The sequence below is a fragment of the Azospirillum brasilense genome (assembly GCF_007827815.1).
Taxonomy (GTDB): Bacteria; Pseudomonadota; Alphaproteobacteria; order Azospirillales; family Azospirillaceae; genus Azospirillum; species Azospirillum brasilense_C.
This window is the reverse complement of record NZ_VITH01000002.1, coordinates 612,857-629,779: the sequence shown is the minus strand read 5'-3', so window position 1 is coordinate 629,779 and position 16,923 is coordinate 612,857. Positions and strand designations below refer to the sequence as shown.

The window sequence follows — 16,923 nt, the reverse complement described above, 5'->3', positions numbered from 1 at the left end:
TAGGCGGTGAAGGTCGCGCCGCCGCTCTCGGCCAGCACCTTCGTGATCGCCGCCGTCAGCGACGTCTTGCCGTGGTCGACGTGGCCGATCGTGCCAATGTTGCAGTGCGGCTTGTTCCGCTCAAACTTTGCCTTCGCCATCGCTTTGGTCTTTCGTTCCCGACGTTCCGGACGCACACAATGGCCCGGCCGAGACCGACATTTCCCTTAGCGCGGGGGGATTGGAGCGGGTGAGGGGAATCGAACCCCCGTCGTAAGCTTGGAAGGCTTCTGCTCTACCATTGAGCTACACCCGCCATGCCCCGCCCGGCGCTATCGACCGGGAAATGCGATCACGGACAAGCCGTGGAATGTAGTGGTGGAAGGGGCTGGATTTGAACCAGCGTACGCTTACGCGGGCAGATTTACAGTCTGCTGCCTTTAACCACTCGGCCACCCTTCCTCAGGCCCGCTGCGGGACATGCCCGCCGCGGAGTTCGGCACTATGAGAATTTTTCAGGCCTTGTCAACACGTCTGAAGCAGTCCAAACCAGAAAACTGTGAATAACCGCGGCGGGCTTAGGCCTGCCCCCTCCAGCCGGACACCATGACCCGTTCGAAGAAGCCATCCGCGCCCCACGGCCAGCCCCCTGCCCCGGCCAAGAGCCATTCCGCATCCAACCGCGAGTCGCGCGGCGACCGCCCCTCCGGGCGCGGCGCGCAGGGCGTCCTGCTCTACGGCCTCCACCCGGTGTCGGCGGCGTGGCTGAACCCGGAGCGGCGCATCCACCGCCTGATCGCGACCGAGGCGGGCCGCGCCGCCTTGGAGCCGGTTCTGGCCCAGGCCAAGGCCAGCGGGCTGCAACGGCCCGGCCTGATGCCGGCGGACCGCAACGACCTGGACCGCATGCTGCCGCCGGGCGCCGTGCACCAGGGCGTGGCGCTGGACGTCGCCCCCCTGGAGGAGATCGGCATCGAGGACATCTGCGCGGAGGCCGATTCGGATCCGTCGGCGCTCATCGTCGTCCTCGATCAGGTGACCGACCCGCACAACGTCGGCGCGGTCCTGCGCTCCGCCTCGGCCTTCGGCGCCAAGGCGGTGGTGGTGACCGAGCGCAACGCCCCGGAGACCACCGGCGTGCTCGCCAAGAGCGCCTCGGGCGCGCTGGAGTCGGTGCCGCTGGTGCGCGTGACCAACCTCGCCCGCGCGATGGCTGACCTCCAGCAGGCCGGCTTCTGGACCGTCGGCCTCGCCGAGTCGGGGAAGGGCACGCTCGCCCAGTGCAACCTGACGGGCCGCACCGCGCTGGTGCTGGGTGCCGAGGGCGCCGGTCTGCGCCGTCTGACCATGGAGCGCTGCGACATCATCGCCCGCCTGCCGACCCAGGGGCCGGTCGGCAGCCTCAACGTGTCCAACGCCGCCGCCGTCGCCCTCTACGAGGTCGCCCGGCTGCGCTGACGCATCGCCGTTCGCGCCGCTCAGGTGAGGCTTGCCGCGGACCGCGCGGGACGCTAGTGTAAGCGCCCGCCGCGGTCCGGCCGGGCGGCGCGCCGGTTTAGCTCAGTTGGTAGAGCAGCGGTTTTGTAAACCGAAGGTCGCGGGTTCGAGCCCTGCAACCGGCACCATAGAATTCCAGTGGTTGGAGGCCGCCTCCGGGCGGCCTCAACCCTATCGGCGCCCTGCAGGTCTGCCGCCAGCGTCTAAGGCCGGCTGTGGTGCAGCGTCGTGTTGAATCCAAACCCTTCTCTCCGCCTCCTTTCTGGGAATTCGGGACGACTCGATGCCGTCAGCGTTGGCGCAGAATTTCGCGCGCGCCGAAAAACTCTCTCTTCTGTTCTCCATATTCCTCTCAGTTAACAATGATCTCGGATATTTCCCTTATTATGTTTTTGGCCAAATCAATTCTGGAGACCGGAACTCCTTGTCCATCGAAACTTAAGCTGACATAAAATTCCGGGCCATTTCCCTCCCGGAAGCCCTTTTCCTTGAGTCTTACTGACCCGATTTCATGGAGATCATTGACGATCAGACGGAAGCTGCTTGGCGTAAAGCGCCATGAATGGCAGTCGCGATACTCGTCACTGGCTTCCGCCAGCTGAAATGCGGCGAGAGCCTCCGGAAGGCTGTGAACAAAACCCAGCTCGACCGGACAGCCATGCGGCCAAACGATATGGCCGTTTCGCCCGCCCGCATAGGCAAGATGATCAAAAAGCTTCCCGGAAGCATGCTTCCTCGGCAGCTTTTGATGAATGTCCAGCATCTCCCCCACACTTGAGAGGGACTGAAAGACATCGAAGCAATTTCTTTTATCGGGGACGACCAAAACCAGGGCGCCATCAGGCTTTAACAGCGTCTCGCAATCTTTCAAGAACCCAATGAAGTCCACACAATGCTCAATCATGTGGGATGCGACGATGTAATCGAAGCAGTTCTCATCCTCGACGGCCTTCGATACCGGACCGCCATTTGTCACATAGTCCACATCCTCGATGTGATCAGAGCTTAAATTATGCAGTTTTCGTAAATAGTCGTGGCCTGCATAATCAGCAATGCGTATGTTGTAGCCATCTCTTTTAGGCATGACCGGATTATAACTTGCCCCTATCTCCAAGCCGAGGCCACTTGTATTTATCATTGATCTTATAATTTCATTCCTATCCATTGATAGTCTCTTCCTTCAATTTTTCCTGCGGAAATTTTCATTTTCCGGACTTGGGATTGATCCACGTCTTGCGATTTCGATCCGAAACAATCTAATTCGCACAATCATCCACTCAAAAGAGAAATTTTCGCGCGGACGTCGCGCTTCGGATTGCCACTTGGCCAGGCACGGCAATCATTGGGTCCCGTCCGGGCTTTCTATGCCCATCGAAACGTCCGGCCGCGGCTTTGACGCTGTGAACGCCGTTGCAATTCCTGATAAACTCCACCCGTTGAGAAGCCTGCCTGAAGCCCACCGATTCAAAGGAGCACTTCCGGAAACGGCTCCAGCCCCGCAACACCCCCGCACCTCTCTGTCGCCGGATCGGTCCTCACAATCACGCCCATCATGCCGCACCACCGCACCGCCGATTCCCTCATCCCAACCGGCTCCGGCGTCATCGACGCGGAGCATGGCGCCATTCTCGACCTCCTTTCAGCGATGAATGCAGGCGGCCCGCTCGGACTCGCGGAGTTGACCGCGCTGCGGCACGAGGTGGCCGAGCATTTCGCCACGGAGGCAGCGGAGATGGCCGTCCTGGCCGCCGATCGGCGGGACCGGCACGAGCAGGCCCACCGCAACTACCTCGCCATCATCGATGCCCTACTGGACGCCGCCACGCGCGGCCATCCGCCAACCGGTGACGACGCGAATCGGCTGATGCTGTGGTTCATCGTTCATTCCAACACCGCCGACACCGAACTGGTGGAGGCCGCCCGGCGGGCCGGAGACGAGCCGCCGATGATCTCCATGGATGATTGGCTCGACAGCCTGGACGAGGCGGACCAAGACGCCCTGCGCTCCTGACGCGGCCCTGGGCCCTCGTTCCGGGGGAACCGCGCCTCCGCGGACCGGTTGGGAGAAGGGACGATCCCTTCCCGCAACCGACCCAGGTTCCCTCATGGACAAACCCGATACCCCCAACGCCGGGGCGCAGCGGCTGCGCGACGCCATCGACAAGGGGCTGACCGGCGACAAGATCCCCGCCTCCGACCCCGCCGCGGCCCCGCTGGGCACCGACGACGAGGCTGCGGGCACCCGGCCGGCCCCCGCCGCCAGCGTCCACGATCCGGCTCCTCCCGACGCCCGCGCACCCTCGGGCCACTCCAAGGGCGCCGACGCCTTCCGCAAGGGCGACCTCCCCTACGGCGAGGGGGTCCGCGACGACGGCTGAAGCGACGGCGAACGTCGGCGGATGGAGGCTGCGCAAAAAAATGTCCCTCTTCCGCGTGGGAAGAGGGACATCGTCATGGCGTCGAATGCTGGCGGGGCGCCTGCCCCAGTCTTCCGAAACGAATGAGCCGTCTGGCGAGTGTTCGGAACCCGGCGCCGATCAGAAATAACGCTCCGGCACGCGCAGCACGTCGTCGGGCATCACCGGAGTGGTGATCGGGGCGCGGCGCAGCTCTTTCTTGGGATCGGCCCCGCGGGTGATCAGGACGTAGTCCTCCTTGGCGCGGTAGGTGTAGCCGCCGGCCATCGCCACCGCCGACAGGGCGGTCATGCCGTTGACGTACTGGTACTGGCCGGGGTTGCGGACCTCGCCCAGGATGAAGAAGGGCCGGTGGTTCAGCACCTCGACGCTGACCTTGGCGTCGCGGACGTAGCCCTGCGACAGGCGCTTGGAAATGTCGGCCTCCAGCTCGCGCGGGGTATGGCCGCGGGCCGTCACCTCGCCGATCAACGGCATGGCGACCTTGCCCGACCCGTCGACGCGGAACTCGCCGGATAGCTGCTCCTCGCCGAAGACGATGACGCGCAGCGCGTCGCCGGCCCCCAGGCGGTAGTCCGTCATCTGGGCGACGCCGGGCGGTTCGAGAGGGGCATCCTGGCCACCGGCGCAGCCGACCATCGCGGCGGCGACCACGGTCATTCCGAGCGCGCGGAACACGTTACGTCGATTCATCCCTAACCCTTCTCCATAGCTCGTGAGGACATCGGGCCCGCGCTCCGCGGACGAAGCGGCCAAACCCTGAGCGGTCACGGAGGGAGACTAGCAACTCACACGCGCTTGGGAAAAAGTGGAGAGGAAGTAACGCCAACGGAGGAAAAGGATTCGCGTCACCGTATAGGCGGAAATGCAAAAGGGGCGCCCATCGGCCGATGGACGCCCCCCTCATTATGCCTTGAACAACCCGTTTACATCTGGGCGCCGACGCGCAGATAGACCAGATTGTCGGAATAATCGAAGCCACTGAGGTTCGAGTTACGCTTTTCGTAAGTATAACCACCATTCACGAAGACATAGCGGCTGAGCTGGTAGCTGGCGCCGGCCCCCAGCGTGTAGACGTCGTCGGTGCGGTCCACGCCGTTGAAGTCGTCCTGGCGCCACTGGACGCGGGCGTTCAGCAGCAGGGTGCGCAGAAGCTCGTGGTCCACGCCGACGGCGGCGACGGTGCGGTTGTAGCTCGACGCGATCTGGCTGCCGCGGGCATAGGTCGATTCGCGGACCTGACGGCTGAGCGAGCCGGTGACCGAGGTGAGCTGGGTCACCGACCAGTTCAGGCGGCCGCCCAGGGCCAGACCACCGAAATCCTTCAGCGTCGGATCGTCGTAGGTCCGGCTCAGATAACCGGCATAGATCTCGCCGTTGATCAGGCCGGTCAGGTCGGTGGACAGGCCGCCGACGACCTCGTAGCCGTCCGAGTCGCGGTTGACGCCGCCAAAATCCGGGGTCAGCCGGTACCGGGTCCAGTTGTAGGACCCCTGGACGAAGGCCTCGTAGCCCTGGATGAACTCGTAGCCGGCGCGGGCGGTGCCCGTGTAGCTCCAGCGGTCGCGGTCCTCCTGCGACTCCGACCGCCCGTTGGTCAGTTCGGCATCCTGGTAGGAGGTGTACTGGGCGCCGCCGGTCACGCGCAGGCGCAGGCGGTTGAAGCGCTGGTTGAACGACGCCTCGCCGCCGTGGGTGAAGTAGTTCACCGGCTCCGCGAAGCGCGGCACCACGGTGCCGGTGCCCAGCGACACGTCGAAGTTCGGGTCGGACCGCCCCTCATGGTCGCGGCGGCTGAACAGCAGGCCGCTGACCGAGCTGTCGCGGGTGATGTCGTAGCGGCCGTCCACCTGGGCCCGGTAATCGGCATAGTTCTCCGACGAGTAGTCGAAGAAGCGGCCGATGTTGCCGGAGGCCGAGAAGTTCAGGGCGTGGTTGTTGAAATCCGAACGCACGTCGACGCGCGGCTGGGTGACCCAGATGAAGTCGTCGCGGGTGTCGTTCTCGGTCGCGAAGACGTTGCTTTCATAGGTCAGGCCGGTCTCGATGCGCGGCAGGATACGGAACGATCCGGCGCGGATGCCGAGCTGCTCGACCTCCGGACGGCGGCGCTCCAGCACGGATTCACCGGGCTGCAGTTCCTGGGCGCTCACCGGCGTGGCCGCGGGCAGCGCCGTCAGCACGGTGGACGCGAGCGCGAGGGCGAGGAAGGACAGGGAGCTGGGCTTCATGGGTCACCGCGCTAGGCTGAAATCAGTGGCTCGTATCGGGCGGCCGAATGGCCTCGGAATGTGCATTCGCCGCTCCGGCAGAAGCGGACAGTCGCTGCAAAGACAACTCATAGCGTGATGTCCGTGCAACAGTGAAGCCGTTCGGCCGTGGTTTTTGCCCGCGCCTGTGTTGTTGGCGCAACAAGACTTGCGTCAGACGGGCGCTCTATTGCCATACGCCCGCATCATTAGAGCTAAGGTCATACGACCGCGAAACGACGGGCCCGCCTCCGCGGGAACCAGCCGGCAGCGGCGGCCGTTCACGCAAGGGCGGTCCGAGAGCCGCGTCAAAGGAATTCATCAGAAGGCGCCCAGCATGACCAGCCCCCCGACCACACAACCGACCACACCGTCGCCGCCCAAATCGCCCCGCCACCCCGGAGACGACGTCGTGATGCCGCCCTACACGCCCGGAAGCGTTCCGCCACCGGATGGCGACCTTCCGAAGTCCGATCGCGAAAGGACTCCGCCGCCGAACACCTATCCGCCGAAACAAAACCCATAATCGAAATGCGGACAAGCGTCTGGTAGGACCAAAACACACCCGCATATGCAGATTGCCGCCCAGTCCCCCGGTAAGATTCCTGAAACGCACGCCTCATCTTCGTTCGCGAGTGCTTTGCATTTCAAATAGTGACAGGGCCTCGACTGTGGCCGTATGCCGCAGCGGCGAGCGTTGCCTATTGCGACATCCACCCCTAGGCTTCAAAGCGAAGCCTGCTGCATTTGGCGAAAGCCCGGGAACATTCCCCGGGATGGCTGCCGAACCTGTCGCACGGTGTTCCGCCGACACCCGCCGCAACCGGAAACGGTCCGGCTCCGCAACGCTCGTGTGCGCCCATGGATCAGATCGCCCATCCTCCGACCGACGATTACCTGCTGACCGGGCAGGTCCACTATCGCCTTCGCCGGGCCCACCAGCGCGCGTCCTCCATCTTCATGGACATGATCGGCGATTCCCAGCTCACCCCCACCCAGTGGGGGGCGCTGGTCACGCTGCGGGCCGAAGGGTCGCTGTCGCAGAACCAGCTCGGCCGGCTGACCTTCATGGACCCGGCGACCACCCAGGGGGTGATCCTGCGCCTCGTGGAGCGCAATCTGGTGGAACGCCAGCCGGACCCGCAGGACCGGCGCCGCACCAGCGTCAGCCTGACCCGCGCCGGCCAGTCGCTGGTCAACGCCCTGCTGGAAAACGCCACCCGGGCGCACACCCGCACGCTGGACCCGCTGACCCCGGAGGAGCAGACGACGTTCCTCCTGCTCCTGTCCCGCCTGATGTGACGCCGGCGGTTCCGGCACCGGCCCGCGGAAAACCGGCGTGGTGCGGCGCAACGGAACGGTGACTTTTGCGGTGGGTTTGCTATGAACGCAGACATTGCGTTCACGCTGCCGTTCCATGCGTTCGGGCAGCCGCCAACCGCGCCGGGATACCGCCGACCATGAACCGCCGCCATTTCCTGCTCGCGCCGGGCGCCGCCGCCCTCGCCGCCGCCCTTTGCGTCGCCGCGCCGTCGGCATCCCACGCCCAGGCGGGAAGCCAGCCGATCCGCGTCGGCGAGATCAACAGCTACACCGGCCTGCCGGCCTTCACGATCCCCTACCGCCAGGGCTGGCAGCTCGCGGTGGAGGAGGTGAACGCAGCGGGCGGCCTGCTCGGCGGGCGCAAGCTGGAGGTCGTCTCCCGCGACGACGCCGGCAAGCCCGACGACGCCGTGCGCGTCGCGCAGGAGCTGCTGTCGAACGAGAAGGTCGAGCTGCTGGCCGGCACCTACTTCTCCCACGTCGGGCTGGCCGTGGCCGACTTCGCCGCGCGCAACAAGCTGCCCTTCGTGGCGGCGGAGCCGCTGACCGACGCCATCACCTGGACCAAGGGCAACCGCTACACCTTCCGCCTGCGCCCCAGCACCTACATGCAGGCGGCCATGCTGGTGGAGGAGGCGGCGAAGCTGCCGGCCAAGCGCTGGGCCACCGTCGCCCCCAACTACGAGTACGGCCAGTCGGCGGTGCAGTGGTTCCGCCAGCTCCTGTCGGAAAAGCGCCCGGACGTCGAGTTCGTCGCCGAGCAGTGGCCGGCCCAGGGCAAGCTGGAGGCCGGGCCGACCGTGCAGGCGCTGGCCGCGGCCAAGCCCGACGCCATCTTCAACGTCACCTTCGGCGCCGACCTCGCCAAGTTCGTGCGCGAGGGCGAGGGGCGCGGCCTGTTCCGCAACCGCACCGTCGTCAGCCTGCTGACCGGCGAGCCGGAATATCTCGATCCGATGAAGGACGAGGCGCCGGAGGGCTGGATCGTCACCGGCTACCCGCAGGAGCAGATCGACACGCCGGAGCACAAGGCCTTCCGCGAGGCCTATGTGAAGCGCTTCAACGAACCGCCGCGCCAGGGCTCGGTCGTCGGCTACGCCACCTTCAAGGCCATCGCCGCCGCCGTGGAAAAGGCCGGCTCCACCGACGCCGAAAAGGTCGTGGACGCCCTGTCCGGGTTGGCCCTGTCCAGCCCCTTCGGCCCGATCACCTTCCGCGCGCTCGACCATCAGGCGACGATGGGCGCCTATGTCGGCAAGACCACGGTGAAGGACGGCCAGGGCGTGATGACCGGCTGGCGCTACGCCGACGGCGCGGACTATCTGCCGTCCGACGAGGCGGTCCGCAAGATGCGTCCGGAGTAAGGGACGGAGTCTTGCCCCCACCCTTCCCGCGCCTTCGCCGCGGGCCCCTTCCCTCCCCCGCTTCGCAGGAGAGGGAGCTTGATCCCCTCCCCTGCGGAGCTCCCGCGCAAACCTTTGGTTTGCGCTGACGCGGCAGGCGGACCAAAGGTCCGCCGAGAGCGGGGGAGGGTTAGGGAGGGGGCAAGCCCTCGCTCCCCCGCAGACTGCCGAAAAGAGCCGATGTCCTTCTACCTCGTGCAATTCCTCAGCGGCCTCGCCACGGCGGCGACGCTGTTCCTGGTGTCGTCCGGGCTGACCATCGTGTTCGGCGTGACGCGGATCGTGAATTTCGCGCACGGCTCCTTCTACATGCTGGGCGCCTATCTCGGCTGGACGCTGGTGGAGCGCTGGGGCGGCACGCCGCTGGGCTTCTGGGGCGCGGTGGCCGCCGCCTCGCTGGCGGTCGGGCTGCTCGGCGCGCTGATGGAGGTCGGGCTGCTGCGCCGCCTCTACCGCTCGCCGGAGCTGTTCCAGCTGCTCGCCACCTTCGGTGTGGTGCTGGTGGTACAGGACGCCGCCTCGTGGATCTGGGGGTCGGAGGATCTGCTTGGACGCCGGGCGCCGGGGCTGCGCGGCTCCGTGGACATCCTGGACCAGCCCTTCCCGCTCTACGACCTCGTGCTGATCGGGCTGGGGCCGCTGGTGCTGGGGTTGCTCTGGCTGCTGTTCAACCGCACGCGCTGGGGCACGCTGGTCCGCGCGGCGACCCAGGACCGCGACATGGCCTCGGCGCTCGGCGTCGATCCGGCGCGGCTGTTCACCGGGGTGCTGTTCCTGGGGTCGGCCCTGGCCGGGCTCGGCGGCGCGCTCCAGGTCCCGCGCGAGGCGGTGAACCTGCACATGGACATGGCCATCGTCGTCGAGGCCTTCGTCGTCGTCGTGGTCGGCGGCATGGGCAGCCTGACCGGCGCCTTCATCGCCTCGCTGCTGATCGGGCAGTTGCAGGCCTTCGGCATCCTGGTCTTCCCGCAGATCACGCTGGTCCTGGTCTTCCTGTTCATGGCGGTGGTTCTGGTCATCCGCCCCTATGGCCTGCTCGGACGCGCCGAGGACGCGCCGCCCACCGCCGCCAGCCCCGGCCCGCCGCTGATCGCCGCGACCGGTGTCGCGCGCTGGGCGCCCGCCCTGCTGCTCGCCCTGCTGGCGGCGGTGCCGCTGGTCGCCGGCGACTACGCGCTGATCGTGCTGACCGAGGTGGTGATCCTGGCGCTGCTGGCGGCCAGCCTGCATCTGCTGATCGGGCTGGGCGGCCTCGTCTCCTTCGGGCACGCCGCCTATTTCGGGCTGGGCGCCTACGGCGCGGCGCTGCTGGTCAAGCATTTCGCAGCGCCGATGCCGATGGCGCTGGCCGCCGCCCCGCTGCTCGCCGGGCTGGGGGCGCTGGCCGCGGGATGGTTCTGCGTTCGACGGTCGGGCCTCTACTTCGCCATGCTCACCCTGGCCTTCGCGCAGATCGTCTGGTCGGTGACCTTCCAGTGGTACGGCGTCACCGGGGGCGACAACGGCATCCTCGGCGTCTGGCCGCCGGACTGGGCGGCCGGCAAGGCGGCCTATTACTGGCTGACGCTGGCGCTGGCCGGCGGCGCGCTGCTGCTGCTGCGCCGCGCCGCCTTCGCGCCCTTCGGCTACACGCTGCGCGCCGGGCGCGACTCCGCGCTGCGCGCCGAGTCGGTGGGCATCGACGTCCGGCGGCACCAGTGGCTGAGCTTCGCCCTGGCCGGCTCCGCCGCCGGTCTGGCCGGTGGGCTCTACGCCTTTGCCAAGGGCAGCGTCTTCCCCACCCTGATGGCCGTGCCGGTGTCGGTGGACGCTCTGGTCATGGTGCTGATGGGCGGCATCCAGACGCTGAGCGGCCCGGTGGCGGGGGCGGCCCTGTTCCACCTGCTGGAGACCGAGGCGATGAGCCGGACCGACTGGTGGCGGCTGGTTCTGGGCGCCGTCATTCTGGTGCTGGTTCTGGCCTTTCCCAAGGGTGTCGCCGGCTTCGTCCGCGACCTGTGGACCCGCGGGAGGGACTCATGAGCCGCCGCCTCGCCGTCGAAAATCTCCAGCGCGCCTTCGGCGGCGTGCAGGCCGTGCGCGGCGTGTCCTTCGCGCTGGACGCCGGGGAGGTGCTGGCGCTGATCGGGCCGAACGGCGCCGGCAAAACGACCTGCTTCAACCTGCTGAACGGCCAGTTGCGGCCCGACGCGGGCACGGTGCGGCTCGACGGGGTGGACATCATCGGCCTGCCGCCGCGGCGCATCTGGCGGATGGGCGTCGGGCGCACCTTCCAGATCACCGCCACCTTTGCCTCGATGACGGTGCGCGAGAACGTGCAGATGGTCCTGCTCTCCGTCCATCGGCGCCTGTTCGGGCTGTGGACCCCGGCCGCCTCCGGCTTCCGCGACGAGGCGATGGCCCTGCTGGAGCGCGTCGGCATGGGCGCCCAGGCGGAGCGCCCCTGCGGCGTGTTGGCCTACGGCGACCTGAAGCGCGTCGAACTCGCCATGGCGCTGGCCGGCGACCCGAAAATCCTGCTGATGGACGAACCCACCGCCGGCATGGCCCCCGGCGAGCGGCAGGAACTGATGGCGCTGACCTCCTCCCTCGTCCGCGAGCGCGGCCTCGCGGTCCTGTTCACGGAGCATGACATGGACGTCGTGTTCGGCCACGCCACCCGCATCATCGTGCTCGACCGCGGCCAGCTGATCGCCGAGGGCACGCCCGACGCCGTGCGCGCCGACCCGAAGGTGCAGGCCGTCTATCTGGGAGGTGCCGCATGACCGTCCCGCCGCTTCTGAGCGTCCGCGGGCTTCAGGCCTGGTACGGGCGCGCCCACATCCTGACCGGAGTCGATCTGGCGGTGGGCCGGGGTGAGGTGGTCGCCCTGATGGGCCGCAACGGCGCCGGCAAGACCACGACGATGAAGGCGATCATGGGCCTTCTCGACCGGCGGTCCGGCGCGGTGGCCTTCGACGGGCGCGACGTCTCCGCCCTGCCGCCGCACCGCATCGCGCGGCTCGGCCTCGGCTACGTGCCGGAGGACCGCCGCGTCTTCACCGACCTGACGGTGGAGGAGAATCTGGAGGTCGGCCGTCAGCCGCCCCGCGACGGCGCGCCCCACTGGACGCCGGAGCGGCTCTACGCCCTCTTCCCCAACCTCGCCGAGATGCGGGGCCGCCGCGGCGGGCGGATGAGCGGCGGGGAGCAGCAGATGCTGACGCTCGCCCGCACGCTGATGGGCAACCCGTCGCTCCTGCTGCTCGACGAGCCATCCGAGGGGCTGGCCCCGCGCATTGTGCAGCAGATGGCCGACGCCCTGCGCGCCCTGAAGGCCGAGGGGCTGTCGATCCTCGTGTCCGAACAGAATCTTGCCTTCGCCGCCGCGGTCGCCGACCGCGCGAGCGTCATCGAGAAGGGGCAGATCCGCTTCGAAGGTCCGATGCGGACGCTGCTGGAGGATGAAACGGTGCGCCGGGCCTATCTGGCGGTGTGAGGGCTGGCGGTGTGAAGACTCACACCAGCATGTCGAGGACGCGCTTGGTGTTCTCCTGCGCGGCCTGCATCACCTTGACGTTGGCGGCAAAGTCGGTCTGGGCCGAGGACAGGCTGACCACCACCGCCGGGTCGAGGTTGCCGGCGGCGAGTTGCGCCCCGGCCTCGTCAGCGCGGGACTGGGCGCCCTGAAGCCCCGCCAGGGCGGAGGCCTGAGCATCGGGCAGGGACGGCATCCGCGGTGCGCCGGGCGCGCTGATGTCCATGGTGGGGACCCTCGATTGATCGGCGACCACCCTACCCCTTTTTTGGTGGAAATGCGACAGGGAGCGCCGGCTCGTTCAGCCCTCAACCAGCCAGCCGGCCAGACGGTCGAGGAAGGCGCCGGCCTCCGCCGGGTCCTTCAGGCTCCATGCGGCGGCGCTGGGGGCCGGCGGGTCCATGACGCGGATGCCGGCGCCACACCCCTCTCCACGCGCCGCCAGGGCGCGGAAGGCGTCCTCGTCCGTCTCGTCGTCGCCGAGATAGAGCGGCAGCGTCTCCGGCCCTGCCAGATCCAGGGTGTCGAGCAGCGAGAGCACCGCCTTGCCCTTGTCCCAGGGGACGTTGGGCCGCAACTCGTGGATCTCCTTGCCGCCGGTGACGCGCAGGTTCGGAAAGGCCGCCGCGACCTCCCGCACCACGTCGCCGACCGGCGCCTTGCGCTCCGCGGCGACCCGCCGGGTGTGGATGGCGATGGCGAAGCGCTTGCGCTCGACCAGCGCGCCCTCGACGCCGTTCAGGCGCCGCCCCAGGTCCGCCTCCGCGGCGTCGAGGTCGCCCAGATACTCCTCGCCGATCTGCGTGCGCAGGCCGGGACCGCGGATGTCGAAGCCGTGGCTGCCGGCGTAGATCAGGTTGTCGATCCCGACATGGCGGGCCACGTCGTCGAGGTCCCGCCCGCTGACCACCGCCACCGGGCACAGCCCGGCCAACCGCCGGATCACCGCGCGCACGGAGTCGTTGAGGATCGCCAGATCGGGCCGCTCCACGATGGGCGTCAGGGTCCCGTCATAGTCGAGGAAGACGGCGGGCCGCCGGTCGCCCAGCATCGCCGCGAAGGCGTCGAACCGGACGAGCGCCGATGGCTTGCCTGCGCTGGAAGCGGGGGACGGCTGATTGGTCACGGTCGGCTCTCCTCATCGTCGGCAGGCATCGTCGGCGGGCGCGGTCGCACCGGCGCACGATCGGAACAACGGGAAAGCGCGCCTTGGGGTCCGGATGCGTCAATCAACGATGTTATCGCACCCGATACGGTTGTGACTCTCCGGTCACAGCGACCCCGGAAAAAGCAACGGCCCCGCAGGGGGCCATTGCTTCGGGGTTTTCACCCACCTGAGATCTTTGTTAATTTTGCAGCGCAGCAAGAGATTGCTGCTTCGCCCTTCTTGGGCGTTTCCTCCCTAAACTCAGGCCGCTGTTCGTCAGCGGCCTTTTTTCTGCCAGAAACCTGTCCCTTCTGGCAATCCCTAACAAACACCACACCCCAACAAATCCAGCGGCATAATCCGCACAGAGCGCAGGGTTTTGCCGTGCGACGCCCCCTTGCGCCGCGGGGCCCGCCGGGTTTTCCTGTCGGCCCATCGCCTATTCCCCCGCCGCAGCCCACCGGGTGCCGACTTGAATCACGCACACAGCCCCGCCGCCGACCGGCCGCTCAAGGCTCTGGTCAACGCCACGCTCCACACCGGCGATTCGGTGCTGGCGGGCGCCGCCCTGCTGATCGACGGCCCGGCCATCGCCGCCATCATCGCGCCCGAGGCGATCCCGGCCGAGGCCGCGGTGACGGACCTGGGCGGCGGCGTCCTCGCCCCCGGCTTCATCGACCTCCAGGTGAACGGCGGCGGCGGTGCGCTGTTCAACGACACGCCCGACCTGCCGACGCTGCGCCGCATCGCCGAGGCGCACCGCCGCTTCGGCACCACCGGCATGTTGCCCACCCTCATCACCGATTCGGCGGAAAAGCGCGCCGCCGCCGTCGCTGCGGTGCGCGCCGCCATGGCGGAGGGGATGCCCGGCGTGCTCGGCATCCATCTGGAAGGCCCGCACATCGCGCCGGAGCGCCGCGGCGTCCATGACGCGCGCTTCATCGCGCCCCCCGACGCCGACGACCTCGCCCTGCTCGGCGGCCTCTCCGGCCTGCCGGCGCTGGTCACGCTGGCGCCGGAAGCGGTTCCGCCAGAGCCGGTCCGCCGGCTGGCCGCCGCCGGCCTGCGCATCGCCGCCGGCCACAGCGCCGCCAGCTGGACGCAGGCCAAAGCCGGCTTCGCCGCCGGCATCACCGGGGTGACCCACCTGTTCAACGCCATGAGCCCGCTCGGCTCGCGCGAACCCGGCATGGTCGGGGCCGCGCTGGAGGACGACGCGGTCTGGTGCGGGATCATCGTCGACGGGCACCACGTCCACGACGCCTCCGTCCGGCTGGCCTGGAAGGCGAAGGCCCGTGGCCGGCTGTTCCTGGTGACCGACGCGATGCCCCCGGTCGGTGCGCCCGCCCCTCACTTGGCCGGCAGCTTCCAGCTCTACGGCGAGGACATCCGGGTGGAGGACGGGCGATGTGTCACCGCCGACGGCACGCTGGCCGGGTCGGCCCTGGACATGGCGACGGCGGTGCGCAACGCCGTGGAGCGGGTCGGCATCCCGCTGGACGAGGCGCTGCGCATGGCCGCCGCCTATCCCGCCGACTTCATGGGCATGGCGGGACGGCGCGGCCGCATCCGGCCCGGTCTGGCCGCCGACCTCGTGCATCTCGACGAGCGGCTGCGGGTGCGGGCGACCTGGATCGGCGGCAAAATGGCGCTTTCGTGAAACACCCCCTGCACGCGCGCGCAAAACTGTCGTATAGAGGCGCCAGAATTTCGACCCTCATACGCAGCTTCGAGGAGAGTTACCCATGGACATCGCCCTGATGGTTCTGGCCGTCGTGTTCTTCTTCTGGCAGACCGTTTCCGAGTGATCGGAGGCCGGGTCTCCGGACACGCGAAAGGGCGGCTCCCCGGCGGAGCCGCCCTTTCGCGTTATGGGAGGCCCCGCCGGCGTCGTCAGTCGGCCAGCGCGCCGCCATGGATCTGCGGGTGTTCCAGCCGCGCATGGGCGGAGGCGACGAGCCTCAACGTCTCCATGATCGTGCCGATCGCCTCGTTCAGGTCGGCCCGGCCGGCCGGCATAGGCATCCCTGACAGCACCGATTCCAGGTCGTCGGCGGCGTCCTGAAGGCGCACGCAGGCTTCCTCCAACTGACGTTTGGCCAGTACGCCGTTCGCAGGAAGCGACGCCGCCGCTTTCTGCATATTGCGATAGGCATTTTGATTTGCAGTTTGCAGCGAAGACCCGCGCTGCCCCTTCTGAAACCCCGTGATGAAGCCGAACATGGGCCCTCTCCCTTCCGTGTCGGAGGGTATAGAGCAAAAGCTGCGCCAATTTAGAGACATTGCCCTTAGGCATCATGCCGCGGACCGACGGAATCAGTCCTTGGGCCAAAGCCACGCCGCGCCGCGCATACCGCTTTCGGCGCCATGGTGCGCCCGGAGGAAGCGGGTGCGCGGCACCGGGCTCAGCGCCCAGCGCCCCCACAGGGCCGGCACGGCCTCGTACAGCCCAGGCAGGTCCGACAGACCGCCTCCGACCACCACCGCGTCGGGGTCGAGCAGGTTGATGACGGCGGCCAGCGCGCGGGCCAGCGCGTCGGCGTGGCGGGCCAGTGTCGCCCGGGCCTGCGCGTCGCCGGCCATGGCGCGGGCGGCGATCTCCGGAGGGTCCAGCGCCTCCCCGGTGCGCCAGTGGTGCAAGCGGGCCAGCCCGGCGCCGCACAGCAGCGTCTCGATGCAGCCCTCCCGCCCGCAGCCGCAGGGCACAGGCGGGCCGTCCTCCGCCACCCGCCAGGGCAGCGGGTTGTGCCCCCATTCCCCGGCGAGGGCGTTGGCGCCGGCCAGGATGCGCCGGTCCGCGACGATCCCGCCGCCGACCCCGGTGCCGAGGATGATCCCGAAGACCAGCGGCGCCGCGGCGGCGGCCCCGTCCACCGCCTCCGAAAGGACGAAGGCGTTGGCGTCGTTGGCGATCCGCACCGGACGGCCCAGCGCCCGCGCCAGATCGGCGGCGAAGGGCCGCCCGTCGAGCCAGGGCAGGTTGACCGCGCGCACCGTGCCGGCGGCGCCGTCGACGATGCCGGGCAGGCACAGCCCGACCGTGGCGTCCTCGCACCCAGCCCGCTCCTCCAGCGCCGCTACGGCGCCGGCCAGCGCCTGCAGCGTCTCCGCATAGCCGCGCGGCGTGGCGGCGCGATGCCGCGCCCGCTCCGTCCCGTCCGGAGCCAGGAGGGTGGCGGCGATCTTGGTGCCGCCCAGATCGACGCCGATTCGCATCGGACCCATGCCCATGACGGACTCCCAGCGCGGGTGGACAGTGAAGGGGGTGGAAAAGCAGTCCCCCCTATAGCGCAGCGCTCCGCCCGAATCAGCCATCCCGACGCGCGCCTCCTCCATAAGAGGTGGCGGTCCCGTCCCTTTGCACCGTCGCAGGACGGCGGCGGACCACTAG

General features: G+C 68.3%; 17 protein-coding genes and 3 tRNA genes. 10 read left to right on the top strand and 10 right to left on the bottom strand.

The features are described 5' to 3' along the window. The 3 genes from FBZ83_RS06815 to FBZ83_RS06805 form a co-directional block, all read right to left on the bottom strand. Positions 1 to 140, bottom strand: a 140-nt coding sequence (locus tag FBZ83_RS06815; protein WP_244948042.1) for a GTP-binding protein, incomplete at its 3' end; no start/stop codon positions are given. Positions 141 to 221: 81 nt separating this feature from the next. Beyond that, a tRNA-Gly gene (locus FBZ83_RS06810) sits at positions 222 to 295 on the bottom strand. 60 nt (positions 296 to 355) lie between these two features. Next, a tRNA-Tyr gene (locus FBZ83_RS06805) sits at positions 356 to 441 on the bottom strand. 144 nt (positions 442 to 585) lie between these two features. On the opposite strand from FBZ83_RS06805, the gene rlmB reads away from it, so the two are divergent. Together rlmB and FBZ83_RS06795 are read left to right on the top strand one after the other, a co-directional pair. Next, on the top strand, positions 586 to 1,437 hold the full coding sequence (rlmB, locus tag FBZ83_RS06800) for a 23S rRNA (guanosine(2251)-2'-O)-methyltransferase RlmB (RefSeq protein WP_145681632.1): 852 nt from the start codon (positions 586 to 588) through the stop codon (positions 1,435 to 1,437). Between the two features lie 91 nt (positions 1,438 to 1,528). Continuing rightward, positions 1,529 to 1,604: transfer RNA gene (locus tag FBZ83_RS06795), tRNA-Thr, on the top strand. Positions 1,605 to 1,828: 224 nt separating this feature from the next. On the opposite strand, the gene FBZ83_RS06790 is transcribed toward FBZ83_RS06795, so the two are convergent. Continuing rightward, positions 1,829 to 2,641 carry a methyltransferase domain-containing protein gene (locus tag FBZ83_RS06790; protein WP_145681630.1) on the bottom strand — a complete coding sequence of 271 codons (813 nt, stop codon included), beginning with the start codon at positions 2,639 to 2,641 and terminating at the stop codon, positions 1,829 to 1,831. A 387-nt stretch (positions 2,642 to 3,028) separates the two neighbouring features. On the opposite strand from FBZ83_RS06790, the gene FBZ83_RS06785 reads away from it, so the two are divergent. Together FBZ83_RS06785 and FBZ83_RS06780 are read left to right on the top strand one after the other, a co-directional pair. Further along, positions 3,029 to 3,487: a hemerythrin family protein gene (locus FBZ83_RS06785; RefSeq protein ID WP_145681627.1), complete on the top strand. Its 459-nt coding sequence runs from the start codon at positions 3,029 to 3,031 to the stop codon at positions 3,485 to 3,487. A 94-nt stretch (positions 3,488 to 3,581) separates the two neighbouring features. After that, a complete protein-coding gene (locus FBZ83_RS06780; protein ID WP_145681625.1) occupies positions 3,582 to 3,854 on the top strand; it encodes a hypothetical protein in 273 nt (90 codons plus the stop codon). A gap of 159 nt (positions 3,855 to 4,013) precedes the next feature. Here the strand turns inward: FBZ83_RS06780 and FBZ83_RS06775 are convergent, their stop codons facing one another. After that, positions 4,014 to 4,586, bottom strand: a complete 573-nt coding sequence (locus FBZ83_RS06775) for a polysaccharide biosynthesis/export family protein (RefSeq protein WP_114860736.1) — start codon at positions 4,584 to 4,586, stop codon at positions 4,014 to 4,016. A 233-nt stretch (positions 4,587 to 4,819) separates the two neighbouring features. Next, positions 4,820 to 6,124 (bottom strand): outer membrane beta-barrel protein, encoded by a 1,305-nt coding sequence (locus FBZ83_RS06770; RefSeq protein ID WP_145679991.1) that lies wholly within the window; start codon positions 6,122 to 6,124, stop codon positions 4,820 to 4,822. Between the two features lie 879 nt (positions 6,125 to 7,003). Here FBZ83_RS06770 and FBZ83_RS06765 point away from each other — a divergent pair. The 5 genes from FBZ83_RS06765 to FBZ83_RS06745 all read left to right on the top strand — a co-directional run bounded on the left by FBZ83_RS06765 (position 7,004) and on the right by FBZ83_RS06745 (position 12,346). Next, positions 7,004 to 7,444, top strand: a complete 441-nt coding sequence (locus FBZ83_RS06765) for a MarR family winged helix-turn-helix transcriptional regulator (protein WP_145679993.1) — start codon at positions 7,004 to 7,006, stop codon at positions 7,442 to 7,444. A gap of 158 nt (positions 7,445 to 7,602) precedes the next feature. Continuing rightward, complete coding sequence (locus FBZ83_RS06760) at positions 7,603 to 8,829, top strand: ABC transporter substrate-binding protein (RefSeq protein WP_145681624.1); 1,227 nt, start codon at positions 7,603 to 7,605, stop codon at positions 8,827 to 8,829. A gap of 219 nt (positions 8,830 to 9,048) precedes the next feature. Beyond that, entirely contained in the window at positions 9,049 to 10,890 is a 1,842-nt protein-coding gene (locus FBZ83_RS06755; protein ID WP_145681622.1) for an ABC transporter permease, read from the top strand. Continuing rightward, a complete protein-coding gene (locus FBZ83_RS06750; RefSeq protein ID WP_145681620.1) occupies positions 10,887 to 11,633 on the top strand; it encodes an ABC transporter ATP-binding protein in 747 nt (248 codons plus the stop codon). The genes FBZ83_RS06755 and FBZ83_RS06750 overlap by 4 nt, the downstream gene beginning before the upstream one ends. Further along, positions 11,630 to 12,346, top strand: coding sequence for an ABC transporter ATP-binding protein (locus FBZ83_RS06745; RefSeq protein WP_145681619.1), 717 nt, complete (start codon positions 11,630 to 11,632; stop codon positions 12,344 to 12,346). The genes FBZ83_RS06750 and FBZ83_RS06745 overlap by 4 nt, the downstream gene beginning before the upstream one ends. Positions 12,347 to 12,365: 19 nt before the next feature. Here the strand turns inward: FBZ83_RS06745 and FBZ83_RS06740 are convergent, their stop codons facing one another. Together FBZ83_RS06740 and otsB are read right to left on the bottom strand one after the other, a co-directional pair. Beyond that, complete coding sequence (locus FBZ83_RS06740) at positions 12,366 to 12,611, bottom strand: hypothetical protein (RefSeq protein WP_145681617.1); 246 nt, start codon at positions 12,609 to 12,611, stop codon at positions 12,366 to 12,368. 75 nt (positions 12,612 to 12,686) lie between these two features. Further along, positions 12,687 to 13,511 (bottom strand): trehalose-phosphatase, encoded by an 825-nt coding sequence (otsB, locus tag FBZ83_RS06735; RefSeq protein WP_145681615.1) that lies wholly within the window; start codon positions 13,509 to 13,511, stop codon positions 12,687 to 12,689. 493 nt (positions 13,512 to 14,004) lie between these two features. Here otsB and nagA point away from each other — a divergent pair, with 493 nt between their 5' ends. Next, complete coding sequence (gene nagA, locus FBZ83_RS06730) at positions 14,005 to 15,192, top strand: N-acetylglucosamine-6-phosphate deacetylase (protein WP_145681613.1); 1,188 nt, start codon at positions 14,005 to 14,007, stop codon at positions 15,190 to 15,192. Between the two features lie 233 nt (positions 15,193 to 15,425). Here nagA and FBZ83_RS06725 read toward each other — a convergent pair whose 3' ends face one another. Then, entirely contained in the window at positions 15,426 to 15,755 is a 330-nt protein-coding gene (locus FBZ83_RS06725) for a hypothetical protein (RefSeq protein WP_145681611.1), read from the bottom strand. Between the two features lie 93 nt (positions 15,756 to 15,848). Next, positions 15,849 to 16,763, bottom strand: coding sequence for an ROK family protein (locus tag FBZ83_RS06720; protein WP_145681608.1), 915 nt, complete (start codon positions 16,761 to 16,763; stop codon positions 15,849 to 15,851). Between the last annotated feature and the right edge of the window lie 160 nt (positions 16,764 to 16,923).

Coding starts and splice junctions, on each gene's coding strand:
- rlmB (WP_145681632.1), top strand. CDS start 586: ATGACCCGTTCGAAGAAGCCATCCGCGCCCCACGGCCAGCCCCCTGCC.
- FBZ83_RS06790 (WP_145681630.1), bottom strand. CDS start 2,641: ATGGATAGGAATGAAATTATAAGATCAATGATAAATACAAGTGGCCTC.
- FBZ83_RS06785 (WP_145681627.1), top strand. CDS start 3,029: ATGCCGCACCACCGCACCGCCGATTCCCTCATCCCAACCGGCTCCGGC.
- FBZ83_RS06780 (WP_145681625.1), top strand. CDS start 3,582: ATGGACAAACCCGATACCCCCAACGCCGGGGCGCAGCGGCTGCGCGAC.
- FBZ83_RS06775 (WP_114860736.1), bottom strand. CDS start 4,586: ATGAATCGACGTAACGTGTTCCGCGCGCTCGGAATGACCGTGGTCGCC.
- FBZ83_RS06770 (WP_145679991.1), bottom strand. CDS start 6,124: ATGAAGCCCAGCTCCCTGTCCTTCCTCGCCCTCGCGCTCGCGTCCACC.
- FBZ83_RS06765 (WP_145679993.1), top strand. CDS start 7,004: ATGGATCAGATCGCCCATCCTCCGACCGACGATTACCTGCTGACCGGG.
- FBZ83_RS06760 (WP_145681624.1), top strand. CDS start 7,603: ATGAACCGCCGCCATTTCCTGCTCGCGCCGGGCGCCGCCGCCCTCGCC.
- FBZ83_RS06755 (WP_145681622.1), top strand. CDS start 9,049: ATGTCCTTCTACCTCGTGCAATTCCTCAGCGGCCTCGCCACGGCGGCG.
- FBZ83_RS06750 (WP_145681620.1), top strand. CDS start 10,887: ATGAGCCGCCGCCTCGCCGTCGAAAATCTCCAGCGCGCCTTCGGCGGC.
- FBZ83_RS06745 (WP_145681619.1), top strand. CDS start 11,630: ATGACCGTCCCGCCGCTTCTGAGCGTCCGCGGGCTTCAGGCCTGGTAC.
- FBZ83_RS06740 (WP_145681617.1), bottom strand. CDS start 12,611: ATGGACATCAGCGCGCCCGGCGCACCGCGGATGCCGTCCCTGCCCGAT.
- FBZ83_RS06725 (WP_145681611.1), bottom strand. CDS start 15,755: ATGTTCGGCTTCATCACGGGGTTTCAGAAGGGGCAGCGCGGGTCTTCG.
- FBZ83_RS06720 (WP_145681608.1), bottom strand. CDS start 16,763: ATGGGCATGGGTCCGATGCGAATCGGCGTCGATCTGGGCGGCACCAAG.